The organism is Intestinimonas timonensis (genome assembly GCF_900626145.1).
GTDB classification, from domain to species: Bacteria; Bacillota; Clostridia; order Oscillospirales; family Oscillospiraceae; genus Intestinimonas; species Intestinimonas aquisgranensis.
Map to the genome: position 1 here is coordinate 425963 of NZ_LR130816.1, position 20080 is coordinate 446042.

General features: G+C 62.1%; 19 protein-coding genes, 1 tRNA gene and 1 pseudogene. 10 read left to right on the top strand and 11 right to left on the bottom strand.

What is annotated here, in order from left to right; genetic code table 11:
• Nucleotides 1–40: 40 nt before the first annotated feature.
• From E0E29_RS02230 to E0E29_RS02260, 7 genes are all read right to left on the bottom strand, one after another.
• Nucleotides 41–742 carry a hypothetical protein gene (locus E0E29_RS02230; protein ID WP_130848451.1) on the bottom strand — a complete coding sequence of 234 codons (702 nt, stop codon included), beginning with the start codon at nucleotides 740–742 and terminating at the stop codon, nucleotides 41–43.
• The gene (locus E0E29_RS02235) at nucleotides 739–2151 is read right to left on the bottom strand and encodes a M20 family metallopeptidase (RefSeq protein ID WP_130848452.1); all 1413 of its coding nucleotides are present in this window, start codon (nucleotides 2149–2151) and stop codon (nucleotides 739–741) included. Before E0E29_RS02235 ends, E0E29_RS02230 begins: the two co-directional genes overlap by 4 nt.
• 47 nt (nucleotides 2152–2198) lie before the next feature.
• Nucleotides 2199–2840, bottom strand: coding sequence for a helix-turn-helix transcriptional regulator (locus E0E29_RS02240; RefSeq protein WP_130848453.1), 642 nt, complete (start codon nucleotides 2838–2840; stop codon nucleotides 2199–2201).
• A gap of 102 nt (nucleotides 2841–2942) precedes the next feature.
• Nucleotides 2943–3458 (bottom strand): flavodoxin family protein, encoded by a 516-nt coding sequence (locus tag E0E29_RS02245; RefSeq protein ID WP_130848454.1) that lies wholly within the window; start codon nucleotides 3456–3458, stop codon nucleotides 2943–2945.
• 72 nt (nucleotides 3459–3530) lie between these two features.
• On the bottom strand, nucleotides 3531–4553 hold the full coding sequence (locus E0E29_RS02250) for a glycosyltransferase family 2 protein (RefSeq protein WP_130848455.1): 1023 nt from the start codon (nucleotides 4551–4553) through the stop codon (nucleotides 3531–3533).
• Nucleotides 4554–4567: 14 nt separating this feature from the next.
• Nucleotides 4568–5728, bottom strand: a complete 1161-nt coding sequence (gene glf / locus E0E29_RS02255; RefSeq protein WP_130848456.1) for a UDP-galactopyranose mutase — start codon at nucleotides 5726–5728, stop codon at nucleotides 4568–4570.
• Between the two features lie 137 nt (nucleotides 5729–5865).
• On the bottom strand, nucleotides 5866–6438 hold the full coding sequence (locus E0E29_RS02260) for an inorganic diphosphatase (RefSeq protein ID WP_130848457.1): 573 nt from the start codon (nucleotides 6436–6438) through the stop codon (nucleotides 5866–5868).
• A gap of 210 nt (nucleotides 6439–6648) precedes the next feature.
• On the opposite strand from E0E29_RS02260, the pseudogene E0E29_RS02265 reads away from it, so the two are divergent.
• The 4 genes and pseudogenes from E0E29_RS02265 to E0E29_RS02280 form a co-directional block, all read left to right on the top strand.
• Nucleotides 6649–7005, top strand: a pseudogene (locus tag E0E29_RS02265) (DUF6017 domain-containing protein); the annotation flags it as partial.
• Between the two features lie 173 nt (nucleotides 7006–7178).
• The gene (locus tag E0E29_RS02270) at nucleotides 7179–7493 is read left to right on the top strand and encodes an imidazolonepropionase (protein WP_130848458.1); all 315 of its coding nucleotides are present in this window, start codon (nucleotides 7179–7181) and stop codon (nucleotides 7491–7493) included.
• Between the two features lie 50 nt (nucleotides 7494–7543).
• Complete coding sequence (locus E0E29_RS02275; RefSeq protein WP_242622339.1) at nucleotides 7544–8347, top strand: IS3 family transposase; 804 nt, start codon at nucleotides 7544–7546, stop codon at nucleotides 8345–8347.
• 76 nt (nucleotides 8348–8423) lie between these two features.
• Entirely contained in the window at nucleotides 8424–9176 is a 753-nt protein-coding gene (locus E0E29_RS02280) for a DUF3801 domain-containing protein (RefSeq protein WP_242622340.1), read from the top strand.
• Between the two features lie 60 nt (nucleotides 9177–9236).
• Here E0E29_RS02280 and E0E29_RS02285 read toward each other — a convergent pair.
• Nucleotides 9237–9321: transfer RNA gene (locus E0E29_RS02285), tRNA-Leu, on the bottom strand.
• Nucleotides 9322–9473: 152 nt separating this feature from the next.
• Between E0E29_RS02285 and E0E29_RS02290 the strand changes: the two genes are divergently transcribed.
• A complete protein-coding gene (locus E0E29_RS02290) occupies nucleotides 9474–10313 on the top strand; it encodes a pyridoxamine kinase (RefSeq protein ID WP_130848460.1) in 840 nt (279 codons plus the stop codon).
• A 50-nt stretch (nucleotides 10314–10363) separates the two neighbouring features.
• On the opposite strand, the gene E0E29_RS02295 is transcribed toward E0E29_RS02290, so the two are convergent.
• A complete protein-coding gene (locus tag E0E29_RS02295; RefSeq protein WP_130848461.1) occupies nucleotides 10364–11122 on the bottom strand; it encodes an SDR family NAD(P)-dependent oxidoreductase in 759 nt (252 codons plus the stop codon).
• A 31-nt stretch (nucleotides 11123–11153) separates the two neighbouring features.
• The gene (locus E0E29_RS02300; RefSeq protein ID WP_242622341.1) at nucleotides 11154–12710 is read right to left on the bottom strand and encodes an oligosaccharide flippase family protein; all 1557 of its coding nucleotides are present in this window, start codon (nucleotides 12708–12710) and stop codon (nucleotides 11154–11156) included.
• A gap of 169 nt (nucleotides 12711–12879) precedes the next feature.
• Here E0E29_RS02300 and pyrE point away from each other — a divergent pair, with 169 nt between their 5' ends.
• The 5 genes from pyrE to uvrA all read left to right on the top strand — a co-directional run bounded on the left by pyrE (nucleotide 12880) and on the right by uvrA (nucleotide 19842).
• On the top strand, nucleotides 12880–13554 hold the full coding sequence (gene pyrE, locus E0E29_RS02305; protein ID WP_130849050.1) for an orotate phosphoribosyltransferase: 675 nt from the start codon (nucleotides 12880–12882) through the stop codon (nucleotides 13552–13554).
• A gap of 94 nt (nucleotides 13555–13648) precedes the next feature.
• Nucleotides 13649–14326 (top strand): JAB domain-containing protein, encoded by a 678-nt coding sequence (locus tag E0E29_RS02310; protein WP_130848462.1) that lies wholly within the window; start codon nucleotides 13649–13651, stop codon nucleotides 14324–14326.
• 104 nt (nucleotides 14327–14430) lie between these two features.
• On the top strand, nucleotides 14431–16398 hold the full coding sequence (gene uvrB / locus E0E29_RS02315) for an excinuclease ABC subunit UvrB (RefSeq protein ID WP_130848463.1): 1968 nt from the start codon (nucleotides 14431–14433) through the stop codon (nucleotides 16396–16398).
• Between the two features lie 266 nt (nucleotides 16399–16664).
• Nucleotides 16665–16991: a TIGR04076 family protein gene (locus E0E29_RS02320; RefSeq protein WP_130848464.1), complete on the top strand. Its 327-nt coding sequence runs from the start codon at nucleotides 16665–16667 to the stop codon at nucleotides 16989–16991.
• A 19-nt stretch (nucleotides 16992–17010) separates the two neighbouring features.
• Nucleotides 17011–19842, top strand: a complete 2832-nt coding sequence (uvrA, locus tag E0E29_RS02325) for an excinuclease ABC subunit UvrA (RefSeq protein WP_130848465.1) — start codon at nucleotides 17011–17013, stop codon at nucleotides 19840–19842.
• Here the strand turns inward: uvrA and E0E29_RS02330 are convergent.
• Nucleotides 19839–20072, bottom strand: a complete 234-nt coding sequence (locus E0E29_RS02330) for a hypothetical protein (RefSeq protein WP_130848466.1) — start codon at nucleotides 20070–20072, stop codon at nucleotides 19839–19841. The two genes, uvrA and E0E29_RS02330, sit on opposite strands and share 4 nt — an antisense overlap.
• Between the last annotated feature and the right edge of the window lie 8 nt (nucleotides 20073–20080).

A 20080-nucleotide genomic window follows, 5' to 3' on the forward strand; every position in this document is an offset into this window, starting at 1 on the left:
AACGGCCGCGCCCTTTGAAGGGCGCGGCCGTTTTTTGTCTTCAGTAGGGCAGGATCAGGGCGGAGAGATTGGAAAAGTCGTTGTCGCCCATGGTGTAGAGCCCGTCTTCATCGGGGGCCACCAGCACCAGAATGCTCTCCACATCCCCGTAGCCCACAAGGCCCAGACGGCTCCGGCACAGCTCCACGATGCCGTTGGCCCAGGCGTTTTCATACTCGGTCTCCAGGCTCGTCCGCTCCTCCGCCGACAGATCGTCCAGGTCTACCCCGGCATACTGCTCGGCAAACTCCGTCTGGAAGTCGGCCAGGGCATCCTCCCGGACCTGGATAAAGAGGTCCATGGGCCGCACCGACACCTCCACGGCGTACCGGGTGTCGTCCAGGGCCACCGCCTGCTGGACGGTGTACTGGGCCATGGCCGACACCTCGGCCAGCAGGTCCAGGGCCGACTGGCGGGTCTCCTCGGTGAGGAGGCTGTCGTTGATGTCAAACTGGTAGGCAAAGCGCAGGTACTCCTCGTTCAGGGAGGCCTCATAGGCGTCCTGTGCCTCCCCGTCGGTCAGGTCAACCAGGTCCAGAAAGGCGTTGTCCCAGGTGCCCTTGTAGGTCTCATCCAGCACGCCCTGCACATAGGCGGTGGCGTCAAAGGCGGTCATGGTCTCCCCCTGGCAGGCGGTGAGGGACAGGCTCAGCACCAGAGCCGCCCCGGCGGCGCCCCAGCGGCGGATGACAGACCCTCTCACCGGCACAGCTCCGCGATGGCCTGGGTGAAGATCTTGCAGGAGAGGAGGAGGTTCTTGATGCTGGCCTGCTCGTCGGCGGCGTGCATCTTGGGGTCAAAGCCGGGGAAGTCGCAGCCGAAGGCCACACCGCCGGGGATGTCGTGGACGTAGGTGCCGCCGCCGATGGCAATGGGCTTGGGGTCCTTCACACCGGTATAGGTGGAATAGCAGTTCAGCAGGGTCTGCACCAGAGGGGAGCCGGCCTCCACACAGTGGACGGTGGTCATATCGGGGGAGCCGGTGACGGCGATGCCGTGAGCGGCAAAGCTGGCCTCGCAGGCCTTCTTGCAGTTGTCCTCGTTGGCGCACAGGGGGAAGCGCACGTCGAACTTGGCGCTGAAGCCGGTCTCGGTGAGCTTCATGATGGCCAGGTTCAGGGTGAGGGGGCCGGACTCGGCGTCCTCCTGGGCGATGCCCAGGGCCTTGCCCCGGTTGTCACCGAAGGGGAAGAGGGTATGCATGGCCTTGATGGCCTTGGTGGAGCCGCAGTCGGCCAGCTCCAGGCCGGCCAGGACCTCCAGCAGGGCGGCGATGGCGTTGATGCCGTCGTCGGGGGAGGCAGCGTGGGCATTCTTGCCGGCGCAGTGGATATGGCAGCCGCTGGCGGAGCCGTTCACGGTGAAGACGGCGCCGGTACGCTCGGCCACAGCGTCACAGAGGGCCTGGACGTCGGCGGGGAAGACGCCCAGCACCATGGCCTCGGCCTCCGGGGGCACCACGTTCTGGCGGAATCCGCCGGTCATAGCCGCCACCCGGGGCAGAGCAGAGGATGCTTCCCACTCCGCGCCGAAGTCGGGGTGATAATGTCCCTTCTCGATGTTGATGACAGGGAAGTCGGCGTCGGGGGTGAAGGCATAGGGGGCGTAGGGCTCCTTGCTGTAATAGTAGGCGATGTCCTCGGAGCCGCTCTCCTCGTCGGTGCCCAGGATCATCCGCACGTTGGCGGTGAGGGGCAGGCCCAGATCCCGCACGGCCTTCATGGCCAGCAGGGCGCACACCACGGGGCCCTTGTCGTCGCTGACGCCCCGGCCGTAGAGCATGCCGTCCTTTTCCACACAGGTGTAGGGGTCGGTGGACCAGCCGGAGCCCTCGCCCACCACGTCCAGGTGGCCCAGGATGTGGAGACGGGTCTCCTTGTCGTTGAGGTCGGCCAGGCCCACATAGTGGTCGTAGTCGGTGGTGGTGAAGCCCAGCTCGGCGCAGAGCTTCAGGGCCTCATCCAGGGCGGCAGCAGGACCGGCACCGAAGGGCTTGCCGGGCTCAGCCTCCCCCTTCACACTCTTCACGGCCACCAGCCGGGAGATGGCGGCCACCAGCTCCCGCTCACGGGCGGGGTCGCTCCAATAGGCTTCGATCTTTTCCTGATACATTGCTGATCCTTCCTTTCCAGCGGAGGGGCTCCCCTCCGTCTGCTGTTTCATTGAGATGCTTCTCCGTCCTTCCTGGCCAGCTCATCCAGATACTTGTAGACCGTGTACCGGCTCACCCCCAGGCGGCGGGAGACGAAAGGCACACTCTTGCGGTAGGAGAAGGCGTTTTTCTGCTCCATCATTGCCACCAGCTTGAGCCGGTCGGCCTTGCCCAGGGCGTCCACCGGCTTGCCCAGAGCGGCCAGACACTCGTCAAAGAGATCGCTGAGGGCGCTGTCGCCCCCCTGCCACAGGGCCGTCTTCAAATCGGCCTCGGCGCTCATCAGGTCCACCAGGATGCGGTTGGCGTACACCAGGGAGGTGTAGTCAAAGTTGATGCCCAGGGCCAGGTTGTAGTCCTCCCCGATGAGGTGGAAGGTGGAGGACTTGATCTGGGCTCCAGAGGGGGTGGTGGCATACAGGTTGACCTGGTCGCTGGTCCGAGCCTCCGGCTCCAGCTCCCGGTCGGTGCCCAGGATATCCAGGGTGGAGCCCACGGTGCGGCCGGACACATGGCCGTTATAGATACTCAGGATGGGGTGGCTGGGCACCCCCATATCGTGGACCAGGGTCTCACAGGAGGACCCGAACATCTCAGCGATGCCCCGGGCCGCCCGGTCCAGGAATTCAAAGGCTTCCTCTCGGGTCATGGCGGACCGCCTGCCCTCCTTTCCGCCCCGACACCGGGGCACTTGCCGCATCAGACGTTGGCAGACATTATTTTACCCACAGGCTGTGGAAAATGCAAGGCCTCATCCCAGGGCAAACTGGCAGAGCTTCTTCTCCTCCCCCGGACGAATCTTGATGGAGCGGACCTGGTTTCCCTCGGGGACGCACAGACGCAGCCCCGCCAGCTCCGGCGACTGCTCCAGATCCCCTACTACGAAGAGGAGGACCTGCTTTCCATGGAAGCGCAGGGAGGAGAGGTAGTCCTTCAGCGGCCGGCCCACCTCCCCCATATAGACGCTGCCGCCGAAGATGAGCAGGTCGTAGCTCTGGGGATCGTAGCCCAGCACCGGGGAGGGATAGTTGAGGGTGACGGTATGGCCCGCCCTGGCCAGGGCTCTGGCCAGCGCCCAGGCGATGGCGTGGTTTTTGCCCCGGTTGGAGGGCTGGTAGATGAGCAGGGTCTTCCGGGCACCGTAGCCCACCCGCTTCTCCACCGGCCGCCGGACCAGATCCCGCCGCCGGGCCGTCCAGTAAAAGACGGCGGCCAGCGCCAGTCCGCCGCCCAGCAGCGCCAGTAATAAGATCAGCCAGGGCGACATATCCACGCCTCCTTTCCTCCATTTTTCTTGAAAGAGCGCGGCCCGTGGCTGGACCGCGCTCTCTGCCTTACGTCAGTTGAATTTGTAGATCCGCCGGGCCAGCCGGTACAGGCTCACAGAGAGCTTGCGCCCCTGGTAGCCCGGGAAATTGCTCACAGCGGAGATGGCCCGGTATTTCATCTTGTGATAGATGCCCGGGTCCACTGTGCGCATGTACTCCCACAGCTCAGTCTTCTTTCCCAGGGCGGCGGGGGAGCCGTCGATGAGAAGGAAGATGGAGGAGATGGTCATCATCATGGCCAGGTAGTTGAACATATACCGGCTCAGGCGGCGGTGCTGGGCCGCCACCTTCCGGAGGTCATGGGCCTCGATCATCAGCTTGGTCACCCGGACCTGCTGGTCCACCCGCTTGACCATCACCTGCTCGTTGACGCTCTGGTCGGCCCGGCCGATGAAGTAGCGGTAGAAGTCCAGGTCCATATAATAGATGGTCTCCACGAAGGGGAGGGGCTGATAGACGAAGATGTTGTCCACATAGAAGGTGTGCTTGGGCAGCTCCAGGCCGCAGTCCCGCAGCAGCTGGGTGCGGTAGAACACCGAGTGCATCAGCAGGTACTGGGAGGGCCGGAACCGACCGATCTCCTCCCAGGTGAAGACCTTCTCCCGGGGGAAGACGTTGGCATAGCCCATGACCTTCTGGGTGTTGTCCTCCACGTGCTCATAGACGTAGTTGCACACGAGCAGGTCCACCGGCTTCTCCATCTGGGAGAACTCCCGCAGCTTCTCCACCACCTTTTTGAGGGCGTCCACATCGGCCCAGTCGTCGGAGTCCACCACCTTGTAGTAAAGGCCGGTGGCCCGGCGCAGACCCTGGTTGACACCCTCGCCGTGGCCGCCGTTCTCCTGGTGGACCGCCTTGACGATGGTGGGATACTCCGCCGCGTAGCGGTCGGCGATGGCGCCGGTGTTGTCCTTGGAGCCGTCGTCAATGAGGATGATCTCCACATCCTCCCCGCCCTCCAGCAGGGTTTGGATGCAGTGTTCCATATAGGCCTCGGAATTATAGCAGGGCACCGCGAATGTCAGCAATTTCACAAAATCCGCTCCTGTCACTTCTGTAAAAGCCCGTCGCACAGCTCCAGGGCACGGAGGGCGATGGCATCCATGTTGTAGTATTTATACTCGGCCAGACGCCCCAGCAGGCGGAGGTCGCCGCAGCCCTCGGCCAGAGCCCGGTACTTCTCATAGAGGGCGTTGTTTTCCGGGTTGATGATGGCGTAGTAGGGGGTCTCACCCGCCGCGCCGGTATAGGCGCGGGAGTACTCCTTCATGATGGTGGTCACACCGGGCAGCTCCTGGCCGGTGAGTTGCTTGTACTCGGTGATGCGGGTGTAGTCCTCGCTCACCGTGTAGTTCACCGTAGCCGCCGGCTGGAACCGGTCCATGGCCAGGGTCTCAAAGCCGAAGTCCAGGGTGCGGTAGGGCAGACGGCCATACCGGAAACCGAAGAGCTCGTCCACCTGGCCGGTGTAGATCACGGTACCGGCAAAGGGCGCTCCGTCCAGCTTGGCGCCCTGCTCGGTCAGCTCCAGCCGGTCCCGGGCATCCACCCCCAGCTCCACGGTGATATTGGGGTGGTCCAGGATCTTCTGGAACATGGGGGTGTAGCCCTCCAGGGGCATGCCCTGGTAAGGGTCTTGGAAATACCGGTCGTCCCGGCTCAGCAGCACGGGCACCCGGGCGGTGGTGGCCGGGTCGATCTCCTCCGGGGTCTGGCCCCACTGCTTCATGGTGTAGTGGACGAAGACGTTTTCATACACATAGTCGGCCACCGCCCGGATCTCCGGGTCGTCGTTCTCCCGCAGGGCCAGGATGGTGACCCGTGCCCCCTCCCCATACGCGGAGAGGAGCTTCTCCTCCAGCCGGGCGGCCTGCTCGGCCGGGAAGGCCATGTGGAGCGAGGTCAGGTTGAAGGGGACCGGCATGTACGCGCCGTGGACGTTGGCCAGCACCCGGTGCTGGTAGTCCCGCCACTGGGTGAACCGGCTGAGCCAGTCGTACACCCGCTTGCTGGCGGTGTGGAAGATATGGGGGCCGTACTGGTGAATGAGCACGCCGCTTTCGTCCAGGCAGTCATAGGCATTGCCGCCCACATGGTCCCGGCGCTCCAGCACCAGCACCCGCTTTCCGCCGCGCTCCGCCAGCTCCCGGGCCGCCACCGCACCCGCGTAGCCCGCGCCGATCACCAGACAGTCAAAGGTCCGCTCCATCCGTTGTCCTCACTTTCTCCGCCTCCGCCCTTGGGCAAAAAGAGGCGTGTATTCCTGTCAATGGTCTATATTTTACTACAGGAAAGTATAAAAGGGAACGAAAAAAGTCTTAAGGTTTGATGAAAATACCGTCCCGCTCAGCGGTTGGAACTGGGCTTTCCGACGGAGGAGCGGGTCACACCCAGGAAGCTCTCGCTGTAATGGTCCATGGCCCGCTGGATGACCTCCACGGCGGCCTTCCGGTCGCTGACGTCGCCGGCCACGGCCTCCTTCCCCTCCAGGGCCTTGTAGACCGAGAAGAAGTGGGCCATCTCGTCAAAGATGTGGCCGGGCAGCTCCCAGATGTCCTTATAGTTGTTGTAGGTGGGGTCGGAGAAGGGGATGGCGATGATCTTCTCATCGTTCTTTCCGCCGTCCAGCATGGAGATGAAGCCAATGGGATAGACCCGCACCAGGGTCAGGGGGTCCATGGCCTCAGAGCAGAGGACCAGTACGTCCAGCGGGTCTCCGTCGTCGCCGTAGGTGCGGGGAATGAAGCCGTAATTGGCGGGGTAGTGGGTGGAGGTGTGGAGGACCCGGTCCAGAATGATGAGGCCGGTCTCCTTATCCAGTTCGTACTTCTTCTTGCTGCCCTTGGGGATCTCAATGACGGCCACGAAGTCTTCGGGCTTGATGCGGTCAGGGCTGATATCGTGCCAGATGTTGGACATGAGGACACGCTCCTTTTCTTTCTCAATCTCTGCCGGGTCAGGCGGCCCGGAACAGTTGTTCAGTTTATTATACCTGCTTTTCATTGGAAATACAACCGCGCCCCCGATCCTATGTGAGACAAAAAGGAGGCCGGCGGCGCAGTTTGAACAGCTCCAGTAAAACCGGACAATAGACAAAAGGCCCCCTAATGTAGGAAAATAAAGCTACATTATCGGGAATTGATTTTGGAGAACATCGAGTATGACTACCTCATCCAGAGCCATCAGCTTGACCGGGACCGCCTGGACGAGCTGGTGGAGCTCATGGTGGACACGGTATGCTCCCGTCGGGAGACCATCCGCATTGCCGGGGACGACTATCCGGCGGAGGTGGTCAAGTCCCGGTTCCTGAAGCTGGACAGCTCCCACATCGAGTATGTGCTGGACCGGATGCGGGAGAACACCACCTATGTCCGCAACATCAAGAAATACCTGCTGGCCGCCCTGTATAACGCCCCGGCCACCATCGGCAGCTACTACACCTCCCTGGTGAGCCATGACCTGTACGGCGGCGGAGAAAGGAGGTAGTGCCTATGCAGGAAGAAATCACCCAGGGCGCGGTCTCCCTCTCGGTGGAGGCGGGCAAGATGACCGCGGACCTGCTCCAAAAGGCCCTGAAGAAGTGAACAGATCCAGTAAAAACGGACAGTGACAAAAGCCCCCCTGATGTAGGAAAATAGACTACATCAGGGGGTTTTGTCATGAAGAAACGAAATTACACACACGTTCAAATGCTTTTACCAGAGATCAAGGCCATGTTGGCAGAGGGGAAAACACAGCGGGAAGTCGCAGAATACTATGGCTTCCGGAATAAGCAGGTGGTAAAAAGACTACTTGAGCGTGAGCGCCGTAAAGAACGAAAACTGGAAGCCGGAATCCGCCCACGACCGAAAGGACGGCCGAGAAAAGATGCTGCGCCAGGAGACGTTGTGGCAGAGCAGGCCTGTGAGATCCAACGGCTTCGCATGGAAAATAAACTACTGCGGGATTTTCTGCGCTTCACAGAAAGGAAGTGAGAGCAAAGGTAAAGTATCATATCATCTATCGTCACAGGACAGAGTATCCAGTGGCAGTCATGTGCAAATTCTTTGGAGTGTCCAGAAGCGGCTACTATGCTTTTGTCCATCGCCTAGGCAAGCCAGAAAAGGATGCGGCTCTTGCGGGGCTCATCGCACAGCAGCGGGAACGCAGCTTCCGCACCTACGGCTACCGGCGGATGTGGCTGTGGCTGAAAAGCCGGAATATCTTCTGCAATCCCAAAACTGTGCTGCGAATCATGAAGAAATATGATCTGCTCTCGGAGATCCGCCGCCGCAGGAAATGGCAGCAGATGGGGCGGCAGGCACACAAATACAGGAATCTGCTGAACAGGGAGTTCCATGCGGACAAACCTAACAGCAAATGGGTAACAGACATCTCCTACATCCACACCAGGCAGGGTGTGCTGTACCTTTCCATAATCCGGGACCTCTATGACAACAGCATCATCGCCTACAAGACTGGAACCCAGCAGACAGTGAATTTGGTTCTGGATACCGTTCATCTGGCAATGAAACAGGAGAAAAAGAGGGTCGCTGCGGAGTTGCAGCTCCACAGCGACCAAGGATTTCAGTACACCTCTGCAGCATACTTCAATCTGACTCAAGCATACGGAATCACACCATCCATGTCAAGGAAAGGAAACCCGTACGACAACGCCATGGCGGAAAATTTCTTCTCTATCCTCAAAACAGAATGTATTTACCGCCACAAACCGGCGACCTTTTCCGAAGCCAATGAGATGATTGACCGCTATATTTACTTCTATAACCATGAGCGCATCCAGTTAAAAACTGGAGAGGCGCCGCTGGCGCGACGCCTCTCCGCTTAAAACTTAATCTTTCCTACTAAGGGCTCTTTTTTGTACTGTCCGCACAATCTGGGGCAGTTCAAAGGTGCTGGAGGAGATGCAGAAAAAGCCCTCCCAGCGCACCCTCCACCAGGGGAAACAGACCCTTCACCAGCTCAAACAGCATGGGGCCTCCCTGACCAACATTGAGATCACGGAGCAGAACATCAAGGCGTTTTCGGCGGTGGCGAAGAAGTACGACATCGACTACGCCCTGAAGAAGGACCCCCATACAGAACCCCCGCATTATTGCGGTGATATTCTTAACTTCAAGACCTACTCCAAGTCGTACAAGAACAAAAAGCGGCTTGCCAATAACCGGGAAAACTGGGTCATCTTCCAGGACGTCCACGAACCCATCATTGAGCGGTCGGTCTTTGAACAGGTCCGGCAGAAGCGCGGCAAGATCCGCAAGCGCCGTACCCATGAGGGGGAACGCAATATGTTCTCCGGCCTTCTGGTCTGCGCCGACTGCGGACACAACCTGCACTTTCATTTCAATCAGGGCAACCCCGACATCAAGTATTTTAACTGCTCCAACTACAAGGGCAACCGTGGGACCTGTACTTCCACCCATTACACCCGCGCCCGCAAGCTGACGCCCCGGATGCTCAACGAGCTCATCGAGAAGATCGAGGTATTCAACGCCGAGAAGGTAGACGGGGTGTGGGAGCAGCGGCTCCGCATCCACTACAACTGCGTGGGCGCCATCGAGATCCCCGACCTCATCCCGCTGCCCGCCCCGGAGGTGTCCGTAAACGCCAGAAAGGGCGTAGTCGTCAACTACGCCCCATCCACCATCGCCGGATGAAAACAACAAAAAAAGACGAGTGTTCTTACAGCGTTTCAAATGCTATAAGAACACTCGCCATGGTGCGCCTGAAGGGACTCGAACCCGCACGTCTCTCGACACGAGAACCTAAATCTCGCATGTCTACCAATTCCATCACAGGCGCGTATTTGACATTTCTTCTCTGTCGAACACAGGTCATATTCTACCATTTCACATGCAAAAAGTCAATTGCACAGCGCTGTGGAACGTGGTATCATGGGGGCACAAGAATACGCGTCTCACCCCAGCCGGGGGCAGACGCACGGGAGGGATTCCATGAACCGTACGCCAAAGGTGGCCGCCGTCCAGGATCTGTCGGGATTGGGCCGCTGTTCTCTCTCGGTGATCCTGCCGGTCCTCTCTGTCATGGGCGCCCAGTGCTGTCCGCTGCCCACGGCGGTCCTCTCCGCCCACACCGCCTTCCCCGCGCCGGAGACCGCCGCCTTCCAGGACCTCACCGGCACGATGGAACAGACCCTGCTACACTGGGAGGCCCTCCACACCTCCTTTGACGCCATCTACTCTGGCTTTCTCGGCTCTCTGCAGCAGATCGATGTGCTCCGCCGCCTGATCCGGCAGTTCCGCCAACGGGAGACCCTGGTCCTCATCGACCCCGTTATGGGCGACCACGGCCGGGTCTACCGCACCTACACCCCTGAGATGTGCCAGCAGATGATCCAGCTCGCCGCCGAAGCCGATCTCATCACCCCCAATCTCACCGAGGCCGCCCTCCTCTTGGGCGAGCCCTTCGATCATATCCCCACCAGCCAGGCCGGTATGGAGGAGTGGCTCCGCCGTCTCTCCCTGGACGGCAAACGCTCTGTGGTGGTCACCGGTGTCAGCTTCGCTCTCAAGGCACTTGGCGCCGGCTGTCTGGACTGCCGCAGCGGCAAGATCCGCTTTGCCATGGCACCTCTGGAGCCGGGCCGTTTCTTCGGCACCGGCGACCTCTTCTCCGCTGTTCTCCTGGGCAGTCTCCTCCGGGGAGAGACCCTGTCTGAGTCCACCGCCCGTGCCGTGGATTTTATCCAGAAATCTGTGGCACGCACCCTGGCCGCCGGCACACCTATACTGGAAGGCGTCCAGTTCGAGCCCCTTCTCCGTGAGCTGCTGTAACGACATGAAACGCCCGCTGTCCCGACGGACAGCGGGCGTTTGCTTTCCTGTCAGTCCAATCCGCTCTTCCGCCGCTGCACCCGCCAGCACAGCCGTGCCAGCACCGGGTCGGGCACAAAGCGCTGGAAGAAGTGGACCGCCTTCATCCGCACTCCGGGCAGGATGAGGAGCTGCCCCCGGAGGGTGCCAGCCACCGCCAGCCGGGCCACTGAAGTACTGTCCATCCCCGGGATGGAGAACCGCACATCGGCCACCTGGTCAAACTCTGTGGGCACCGGCCCGGGGCAAAGGACACTGATGGTCACCTTACTTTTCGCCCGGCGCAGCTCCTCGGCCACCGCCTCAGAGAGCCGGAGGACATAGGCCTTGGAGGCGTAGTAGGAGGACAGGAGAGGCCCCGGCAGGAAGGCCGCCGAAGAGGCCACATTCAGAATGTGTCCCCGTCCCCGGGCCTTCATCTTGGGCAGGAACAGCTTGGTGAGGGTGTGGAGGGCCACGATATTGACCTCCAGCATCTCCAGCTCGGTATTCAAATCGGTCTCGTCAAAGGGCCCAAAAAGCCCCCGGCCGGCGTTGTTCACCAGAATGTCGATGTCCTGATCCTTTACCTGCTCCCACAGGGCCTTCACCTGAGCCCGGTCAGTGAGATCGGCGGGGATCACCTCCACCTTCACCGGCAGCTCATCCGCCAGCTCCCGCAGTCGGTCGGCCCGCCGGGCAGTCAGGATGAGATCATACCCCCGCTCCGCCAGTACCTTCGCGATCTCCCGTCCGATGCCCGAGCTGGCGCCTGTCACTAGTGCTCTCATGACCCCATCTCCTTTTCTGTTTTTCTTTAGTTTACCACGTCCTGCCCCGGTGGCATACCCTTTTTTTCTTCACTCCCAACAGCTCTCCCAGGGAAATGCCCTGGGCGGACAGCGTGGCCAGATAGATCAGGGCGCCGAAAACGAGGCAGACCACTCCACTCCCGCCCTTGGAGAGTCCCCGATCCTGGAGGATGTGGAAGAGGAGGTTAACGTCCAGGCCCATAAGGACGGCAGCCAGACCCGGAGCGGTGAGCCAGCGGAAGAATTCCGGCCGGAGTCCGGCACACCGGCACAGGGAAACCAGGTTGAGACACACCCCCAGCAGCTCACTGACCAGTGCGGCGGCCACATAGCCCTTGAGCCCCACTCCGGGGATGCCCACGGTGAGGGCGGTGAGTCCCAGTTCCGCCGCCCCGGCGATGAGGGCGTTGCGGGCGGCGGCAGCCTGCCGCCCCACCCCGTTGAGGGAACAGGCCAGGACGGAGCGGTAGCAGGAGAGGGCCACCGACACCGCCAGCGGGGGCAGGTAGGCCCCGGCAGCCTGCTCCCGGAAGAGCAGGACGGCCAGGTCTGGGCCCAGCACCGACAGCAGGGCCATGGCCGGGAGCATGAGCACCGAGGTGGCCAGCATAGCACCGCTGACCCTCCTGCGCACCTCCTCCCAACGGCCCAGGGCGGCGGCCTGGGAGAGCCTGGGCATGAGGACCAGCCCCAGAGCGGAGATGAAAGCGGTGGGCAGGCCCAGCATGGGCAGCGACATACCGAACATGACGCCGAAGGAGGAAACGGCCTGGGAGACCTCCATGCCCCCCGCCACCAGCTTCTGGGGGATGAGGACGGCGCAGGCCGAGCCCATCAGGTTGCCCAGCAGGGCGGTGGCCGCTACCGGCAGGGCCACCTTGGCGATGCACCGGTCCAGGACCCTCCCCGGCTCCGGCGCTCCGCCGCCCCGCCGCTGACGATGCCAAAGCGTAGTCAGGGTACAGGCGGAAAAGACCTCACAGATCACCATACCCGCCACGATGAGGCCCACCGTCCGCTCCGGGTTCTGGGGCAGGAAGAGGAGGAGGAGGCCTAGCACGGCGGCAGTGCGGACCACCTGCTCCAGCACCTCGGAGAAGGCGGGGGGCCGCACCAGACCGGCACCGTAGAAGGCGTGCTTGTGGAGGTTTTCCACACCGGTGAGGAGAACGCAGGGGGGCAGCAGCAGCAGGCCCAATCGGGTCCGGGCATCCCCCAGGATATAGACCGAGATGGGGTCGGAGAGGAGGATGAGAGCCAAGGCGGGCAGGGCCAGCAGACAGACCAGGAGCACCAGGCAGCGCCTCAAAACCTGCTCCGCCGCCGTCTCCCTGCCCAGGGCACGGTACTGAGCGGTAAGGTTGGCCACCGCCGCCGTAAGGCCGATGGCGGTCACGGAGAGCAGCACGGAAAAGACCGGCATGACCAGTTGATAAAGCCCCATGACCTCCGCCCCCACCAGCCGGGAGAGGAGGATCCGGTAGACAAAACCCAGAAGCTGATTCACAAGGCCGGTAGCGGTGAGCAGCAGGGTGCCGTACCGCATCGACGTGGAGTCCCACTTCAAGGGAACACCTCCCTTCTCGGGGAAGTATATTCCACAGCCTGTGGAAACTTGCCTGGGCCTTCTCCCATTGTCAAGAAGTCCCGAATGTTGTATAATGGTATTTACTGACCAGACCGCCCGGGCTGCCGCCCAGGGCGCAAAACATGGGAAAGGGTGCCATCACATGTCCATGACCTACAAAGAGGAATTCATCACCTTTATGGTGCGCTCCGGCGTGCTCACCTTCGGTGACTTCACCACCAAGTCCGGCCGCAAGACCCCCTACTTCATCAACACCGGCAACTACAAGACCGGCGCTCAGGCCGCCAAGCTGGGCGACTACTACGCCGCCTGCATCCAGCAGAATCTGCCCGACGGCGTCACCTGCCTCTTCGGCCCCGCCTACAAGGGCATCCCCCTGGCCGTCTCCGCTGCCGCCTCCCTCTACCGCAACTATGACCGTGACCTCCCCTATTGCTTCAACCGCAAGGAGGCCAAGGACCACGGCGAGGGCGGCTCCATGGTGGGCTACAAGCCCCAGGACGGCGACGACGTGGTCATCGTGGAGGACGTGGTCACCGCCGGCACCGCCGTCCGGGAGTCCATCGAGCTCTTCAAGCACGTGGCCGACGTGCACATGAAGGCCCTCATCGTCTCCGTGGACCGGATGGAGCGGGGCACCAAGGACTGCTCCACCCTGGACGAGCTGCGCCAGGACCACGGCATCGCCGTCTACCCCATCGTCACCGTCCGGGAGATCATCGCCTTCCTCCACAACCGGGAGATCGACGGCAAGGTCTACATCGACGACGAGATGAAGGCAAAGATGGAGGCTTATCTGGAGCAGTACGGCCCCAAGGCGTAATCAGGCATTGACATCATGGCGGCCCTCAGCCCCCGCCGCGGCGGGTCCGGCGGAGGGCCGCTTCTCAACTGCGCAGGAAAGGAGGGGCGTCATCATGGGACTCCACGACGGCCACCGCAAGCGGCTCAAGGAACAGTTTCTCAACCACAGTGACGGCTTCCATGACCACCAGCTCCTGGAGCTGCTGCTGTGCTACGCCATTCCTCAGGGAGACGTGAACGGTCTGGCCCACCGGCTGCTGGACCGGTTCGGCTCACTGGCCGGGGTGCTGGACGCCCGCCCCGAGGCCCTGGAGCAGGTCCCCGGCGTGGGGGAGCATACCGCCGTCCTCCTCAAGCTCATTCCCGTGCTCTCCGGCCGCTACCAGGCCGACCGGGCCGGTATGGGCACCATCCTGGACTCCACCCAGGCCGCCGGGCAGTACCTGCGGCCCTATTTTTCCCAGGGCGCCCGGTACGAAATGGCGTATCTGGTGTGTCTGGATGGGAAATATAAGGTATTGGGCTGCCACAAGCTGGATGAGGGCACGGTGAACGCCGCCGAGATCACCCCTAGAAAGATGGTGGAGATTGTGCTGGCCCACAACGCCACCGCCGCCATTCTGGCCCACAATCACCTCTCCGGTCTGGCTCTGCCCTCCAACGCCGACCTCATGAGTACCCAACAGCTCCGTGCCATCCTCCGGAGCGTGGATGTGGAGTTGCTGGACCACCTTATTTTTACCGATGACGACATGGTCTCCCTGAAGGACAGCGGATTCTTTTCCGACTGAGGAAAAGCCTTCCTTTTTCTATTGCAATAGAACAAATGTTTTGTTAGAATGTTGGTGCATCGGGCGCTGTAGGCGCCCAAATCCATGTGAGGAGGTCTTTGCCCGTGCCAGATTTTGAAGTCGTCTCTCCCTATCAGCCAGCCGGCGATCAGCCCGAGGCCATCGCCGCCCTGGCCGCCGGCATCGAAAACGGCCTCTCTGAGCAGACCCTGCTGGGCGTCACCGGCTCGGGCAAGACCTTCACCATGGCCAAGGTCATCGAGGCCGTCCAGCGCCCTACCCTGGTGCTGGCCCACAACAAGACCCTGGCCGCCCAGCTGTGCGCTGAGTTCAAGGAGTTCTTCCCCCACAACGCGGTGGAGTACTTCGTCTCCTACTACGACTACTACCAGCCTGAGGCCTATATCCCCCACACCGACACCTTCATCGAGAAGGACTCTGCCACCAACGACGAGATCGACCGGCTGCGGCTCTCCGCCACCGCCTCCCTCATCGAGCGCCGGGACGTCATCGTGGTCTCCTCCGTCTCCTGCATCTACGGCCTGGGCGAGCCCGACGACTACGCCAAGATGATGGTCCCCCTCCGGGTGGGCGCCGAGTTCCCCCGGGACGAGCTTTTGAAGCGGCTCATCGAGATCCGCTATGAGCGCAACGACATCGCCTTCGAGCGCAACATGTTCCGGGTCCGGGGGGACACGGTGGAGCTGTGGCCGGCCTACTACAAGGACACCGCCATCCGGGTGGAGTATTTTGGGGACGAGATCGACCGCATCAGCGAGATCAACGTGGTCACCGGCACCCCTGTCCGCCGGCTGGAGCACATCCCCATCTTCCCCGCCAGCCACTATATCACTCCCAAGGAGAAAATGGACAAGGCCATCAAGGAGATCTACAAGGAGCTGGAGGAGCGGGTGGCCTGGTTCCAGGAGCGGGACATGCTGGTGGAAGCCCAGCGCATCAAGCAGCGGACCATGTACGACATTGAGATGATGCAGGAGCTGGGCTACTGCTCCGGCATCGAGAACTACTCCCGGCCCATCGCCGGCCGGCCCGCCGGCTCCGCTCCCATGACCCTCATGGATTACTTCCCGAAGGACTTCCTCATGTTCATTGATGAGTCCCACGTGACCCTTCCCCAGGTCCGGGCCATGTACAACGGCGACCACGCCCGCAAGACCACATTGGTGGATTACGGCTTCCGTCTGCCCTGCGCTTTTGATAACAGGCCGTTGAAATTTGACGAATTTGAACAGAGAGTAAATCAAGTTGTGTACGTTTCGGCCACGCCTGGCGAGTATGAAAAGACCCGCTCGGGCCAGATCGTGGAGCAGGTCATCCGCCCCACCGGTCTGCTGGACCCCAAGATCGACGTGCGCCCGGTGGAGGGCCAGATCGACGACCTCATCGGGGAGATCAACCAGCGGGTGGAGCGCAAGGAGCGGGTGCTGGTCACCACGCTGACCAAGAAGATGGCAGAGGACCTGACCGCCTACCTGAAAAATGCCGGCATCAAGGTGCAGTACATGCACCACGACATCGATACCATCGAGCGTCAGGAGATCATCCGGGACCTGCGGCTGGGCACCTACGACGTGCTGGTGGGCATCAACCTGCTCCGCGAGGGCCTGGACCTCCCGGAGGTGAGCCTGGTGGCCATTCTGGACGCCGACAAGGAGGGCTTCCTCCGGTCTGAGACCTCCCTCATCCAGACCATCGGCCGGGCCGCCCGAAATGCCGATGGCCTGGTCATCATGTACGCCGACAAGATGACCCCCTCCATGATGGCCGCCATCGGGGAGACCGAGCGCCGCCGGAAGAAGCAGGACGCCTTCAACAAGGAGCACGGCATCGTCCCCAAGACCATCATCAAGTCGGTGCGGGACGTCATCGAGCTCTCCGCCGCCGAGGAGGAGAGCGAACAGCTCCTGCGGAACAAGACCAAGCTCTCCAAGAAGGAGCGGGACGCCGCCATTGAAAAGCTGGAGAAGGAGATGAAGGAGGCATCGAAGCGTTTGGAGTTCGAGTACGCCGCTGTCCTCCGAGACCGCATCATCGAATTGAGAGGCAAGTAATAGCCTCCTTCAGCTCCTTCGGGACCCCGCAAAGCGGGGCGGCGCAGGGCGAATTCACTTCGCCCGAGCATGTGAAATCTCCCACCGGGTCCCCTGCACGGCCTTGGCCGTGCGGGGCGAGGAAGGAGGTTAGCAAGCGGCTGGAGTTCGAGTACGCCGCCGTCCTCCGCGACCGCATCATCGAATTGAGGGGCAAGTAATAGCCTCTTTCCACTCTTTGATCCGGCCAAATGGCGGGAGGACTGCTACTATGAGGAGGATATCCGATGAAAAAGGTAAAAATTACGGTGCTGAAAACTGAATTTTACCCAGAGCTGGCTGACCGCTACCTCACCGAGGGCCGGGAAGCCGGTCCCTGCCCCTTCCAGAACGTCGGAGATGTGTTCTACTACGAGGGCGGCGCGGAGAAGCCGGAGGGTCTGTGCCCCTGGGCCTGGATTGACCTCTACCGGGGTATCTCCACCCTGGCCAACGGGCCTCTCGTCAACGACTGGTACTCTCACGAGGACCGGCGCATCCTCTGCTGTACCGACGGCGTCCGTCCGGTGATCTACGAGCTGGCCGTCCTGGACGAGGACGCACAAAATAATTGAACAGGCAAGGAATGACTTTATGCTCGACCATATTTATGTCAAGGGCGCCCGCGCCAACAATCTGAAAAACATCGACGTCACCATCCCCCGGGACAAGCTGGTGGTGCTCACGGGCCTGTCCGGCAGCGGCAAGTCCTCCCTGGCCTTCGACACCATCTACGCCGAGGGCCAGCGGCGGTATGTGGAGTCCCTCTCCTCCTACGCCCGGATGTTTTTGGGCCAGATGGAAAAGCCCGATGTGGACTACATCGACGGCCTCTCCCCCGCCATCTCCATCGACCAGAAGACCACCTCCAAAAACCCCCGGTCCACCGTGGGCACCGTCACCGAGATCTACGACTACCTCCGCCTCCTGTGGGCCCGGGTGGGCACCCCCCACTGCCCCAAGTGCGGCAAGGAGATCAAGCAGCAGACCATCGACCAGATCATCGACCAGGTGATGGCTCTCCCCGAGGCCACCCGCATCCAGGTCATGGCCCCCGTCATCCGGGGCAAGAAGGGCGAACACCAGAAGATCTTTGAGGACGCCCGGCGCTCCGGCTATGTCCGGGTCCGGGCCGACGGCTCCATCTACGACCTCACCGAGGAGATCAAGCTGGACAAGAACAAAAAGCACAACATTGAGGTGGTGGTGGACCGACTGGTCATCCGGGCCGACATCGCCCGGCGGCTCACCGACTCGGTGGAGACCGCTTCCAACCTCTCCGGTGGGCTGGTCCTCATCAACATCGTGGGGGAGGACCGGGACATCCTCTTCTCCCAGAACTACGCCTGTGAGGACTGCGGCATCTCCATCGAGGAGCTCTCCCCCCGGATGTTCTCCTTCAACAACCCCTTCGGCGCCTGCCCCACCTGCACCGGCCTGGGCTCCCAGCTGAAGGTGGATGTGGACCTCATCATCCCCAACAAGGACCTCTCCATCCTGGAAGGCGCCATCACCGCCAGCGGCTGGAACAACGTGAAGGGGGACTCCATCTCCCGGATGTACTTCGAGGCCCTGGCCAAGCAGTACAAGTTCAAGCTCACCACCCCGGTGAAGGACCTGCCCCCCGAGGTGATGGACATCATCCTCTACGGCACCAAGGGGGAGAAGCTCAAGCTCACCTATGAGCGGGAGAACGGCCAGGGCACCCTGATGCAGGCCTTCGAGGGCGTGGTCAACAACCTGGAGCGCCGCTACCGGGAGACCCAGTCCGACGCCATGCGCCGGGACCTGGAGGACTGCATGAGCCAGCGGCCCTGCCCCGACTGCGGCGGCAAGCGGCTCCGGAAGGAGGCCCTGGCCGTCACCGTGGGGGATATCAACATCGACGATTTCTGCCACAAGTCGGTAACCGAGGCCCTGGCCTTCATCGATAGCCTCACCCTCAGCGAGCAGAAAATGCGCATCGCCGAGCGCATTTTGAAGGAGATCAAGAGCCGCCTGGGCTTCCTCCAGTCGGTGGGCCTCCAGTACCTGACCCTGAGCCGGGCCGCCGCCACCCTCTCCGGCGGCGAGAGCCAGCGCATCCGCCTGGCCACCCAGATCGGCTCCTCCCTCATGGGGGTCCTCTATATCCTGGACGAGCCCTCCATCGGCCTCCACCAGCGGGACAACGACATGCTGCTGGACACCATGAAGCACCTGCGGGACCTGGGCAACACCCTGCTGGTGGTGGAGCACGACGAGGACACCATGCGGGCCGCCGACTATATCGTGGACATCGGCCCCGGCGCCGGCGTCCACGGCGGTCAGGTGGTGGCCTGCGGCACCGCCGAGGAGATCATGAACACCCCCGGTTCCATCACCGGAGATTACCTCTCCGGGCGGAAGAAGGTGCCCGTTCCCGACCACCGCCGGGCGGGCAACGGCCATTTCCTCACCATCCGGGGGGCATCGGAGAACAACCTCCGCAGCGTGGATGTGTCCATCCCCCTGGGGACCTTTACCTGCGTCACCGGCGTGTCCGGCTCCGGCAAGTCCTCCCTGGTCAACGAGATCCTCTACAAGCGGCTGGCCGCCGACCTGAACCGGGCCAAGACCCGCCCCGGCAAGCACGCCGGCATCGAGGGGGAGGAGTACCTGGACAAGGTCATCGACATTGACCAGTCCCCCATCGGCCGGACCCCCCGGTCCAACCCGGCCACCTACACCGGTCTCTTCAACGACATCCGGGACCTCTTTGCCTCCACCCCCGACGCCAAGGCCCGGGGCTACGGGCCGGGCCGGTTCTCCTTCAACGTCCGGGGCGGACGGTGCGAGGCCTGCTCCGGCGACGGTCTCATCAAGATCGAGATGCACTTCCTCCCCGACATCTACGTCCCCTGCGAGGTGTGCAAGGGCAAGCGGTACAACCGGGAGACCCTGGAGGTCCGCTACAAGGGCAAGAACATCTACGAGGTGCTGGACATGACGGTGGAGGAGTCCCTCCCCTTCTTCGAGAACCTCCCCCGGCTCTACAACAAGATCAAGACCCTCCAGGAGGTGGGCCTGGGCTACGTGAAGCTGGGCCAGCCCTCCACCGAGCTCTCCGGCGGCGAGGCCCAGCGGGTCAAGCTGGCCACCGAACTGGCCAAGCGCTCCACCGGCCAGACCATCTATATCCTGGACGAACCCACCACCGGCCTCCACACCGCCGATGTCCACAAGCTCATCGAGGTGTTGCAGAAGCTGGTGGAGGTGGGCAACACCGTGGTGGTCATCGAGCACAATCTGGACGTCATCAAGACCGCAGACCACATCATCGACCTGGGTCCAGAGGGCGGAGACGGCGGCGGCCAGATCGTGGCCACCGGCACCCCCGAGGAGGTGGCGCAATGCGCCGCCTCCTACACCGGCCACTACCTGAAAGCCGTGCTGGAGCGGGGTTAAGCACCTCCTTTGGGCCAAAAGCTCTCCGACAGGCCCAGCCCCGTCCGCAGCCCCAGCACAAAGGCCTGGAGGGAGAAAAACTCCCGGCTCTTGTCGAAGTTCACCCGCTCCTCCGGGTCCAGATTACCGTCCATGAGGGAGAGGTCCAGCTCGTAGCCGCTCCCCTGGACGTGCTCCTCCTGGTAGGGATAGATATAGCGGGCATAGAGCCATGGCAAGAATTGATCCATCATGATCA

What these genes read in the sequence shown, in the direction of transcription:
- E0E29_RS02280 (WP_242622340.1), top strand. Translation starts at nt 8,424, where the DNA reads ATGCAGAAAAAGCCCTCCCAGCGCACCCTCCACCAGGGGAAACAGACC.
- E0E29_RS02295 (WP_130848461.1), bottom strand. Translation starts at nt 11,122, where the DNA reads ATGAGAGCACTAGTGACAGGCGCCAGCTCGGGCATCGGACGGGAGATC.
- E0E29_RS02290 (WP_130848460.1), top strand. Translation starts at nt 9,474, where the DNA reads ATGAACCGTACGCCAAAGGTGGCCGCCGTCCAGGATCTGTCGGGATTG.
- E0E29_RS02330 (WP_130848466.1), bottom strand. Translation starts at nt 20,072, where the DNA reads ATGGATCAATTCTTGCCATGGCTCTATGCCCGCTATATCTATCCCTAC.
- E0E29_RS02245 (WP_130848454.1), bottom strand. Translation starts at nt 3,458, where the DNA reads ATGTCGCCCTGGCTGATCTTATTACTGGCGCTGCTGGGCGGCGGACTG.
- E0E29_RS02310 (WP_130848462.1), top strand. Translation starts at nt 13,649, where the DNA reads ATGGGACTCCACGACGGCCACCGCAAGCGGCTCAAGGAACAGTTTCTC.
- E0E29_RS02240 (WP_130848453.1), bottom strand. Translation starts at nt 2,840, where the DNA reads ATGACCCGAGAGGAAGCCTTTGAATTCCTGGACCGGGCGGCCCGGGGC.
- glf (WP_130848456.1), bottom strand. Translation starts at nt 5,728, where the DNA reads ATGGAGCGGACCTTTGACTGTCTGGTGATCGGCGCGGGCTACGCGGGT.
- E0E29_RS02235 (WP_130848452.1), bottom strand. Translation starts at nt 2,151, where the DNA reads ATGTATCAGGAAAAGATCGAAGCCTATTGGAGCGACCCCGCCCGTGAG.
- pyrE (WP_130849050.1), top strand. Translation starts at nt 12,880, where the DNA reads ATGACCTACAAAGAGGAATTCATCACCTTTATGGTGCGCTCCGGCGTG.
- uvrA (WP_130848465.1), top strand. Translation starts at nt 17,011, where the DNA reads ATGCTCGACCATATTTATGTCAAGGGCGCCCGCGCCAACAATCTGAAA.
- E0E29_RS02320 (WP_130848464.1), top strand. Translation starts at nt 16,665, where the DNA reads ATGAAAAAGGTAAAAATTACGGTGCTGAAAACTGAATTTTACCCAGAG.
- E0E29_RS02270 (WP_130848458.1), top strand. Translation starts at nt 7,179, where the DNA reads ATGAAGAAACGAAATTACACACACGTTCAAATGCTTTTACCAGAGATC.
- E0E29_RS02260 (WP_130848457.1), bottom strand. Translation starts at nt 6,438, where the DNA reads ATGTCCAACATCTGGCACGATATCAGCCCTGACCGCATCAAGCCCGAA.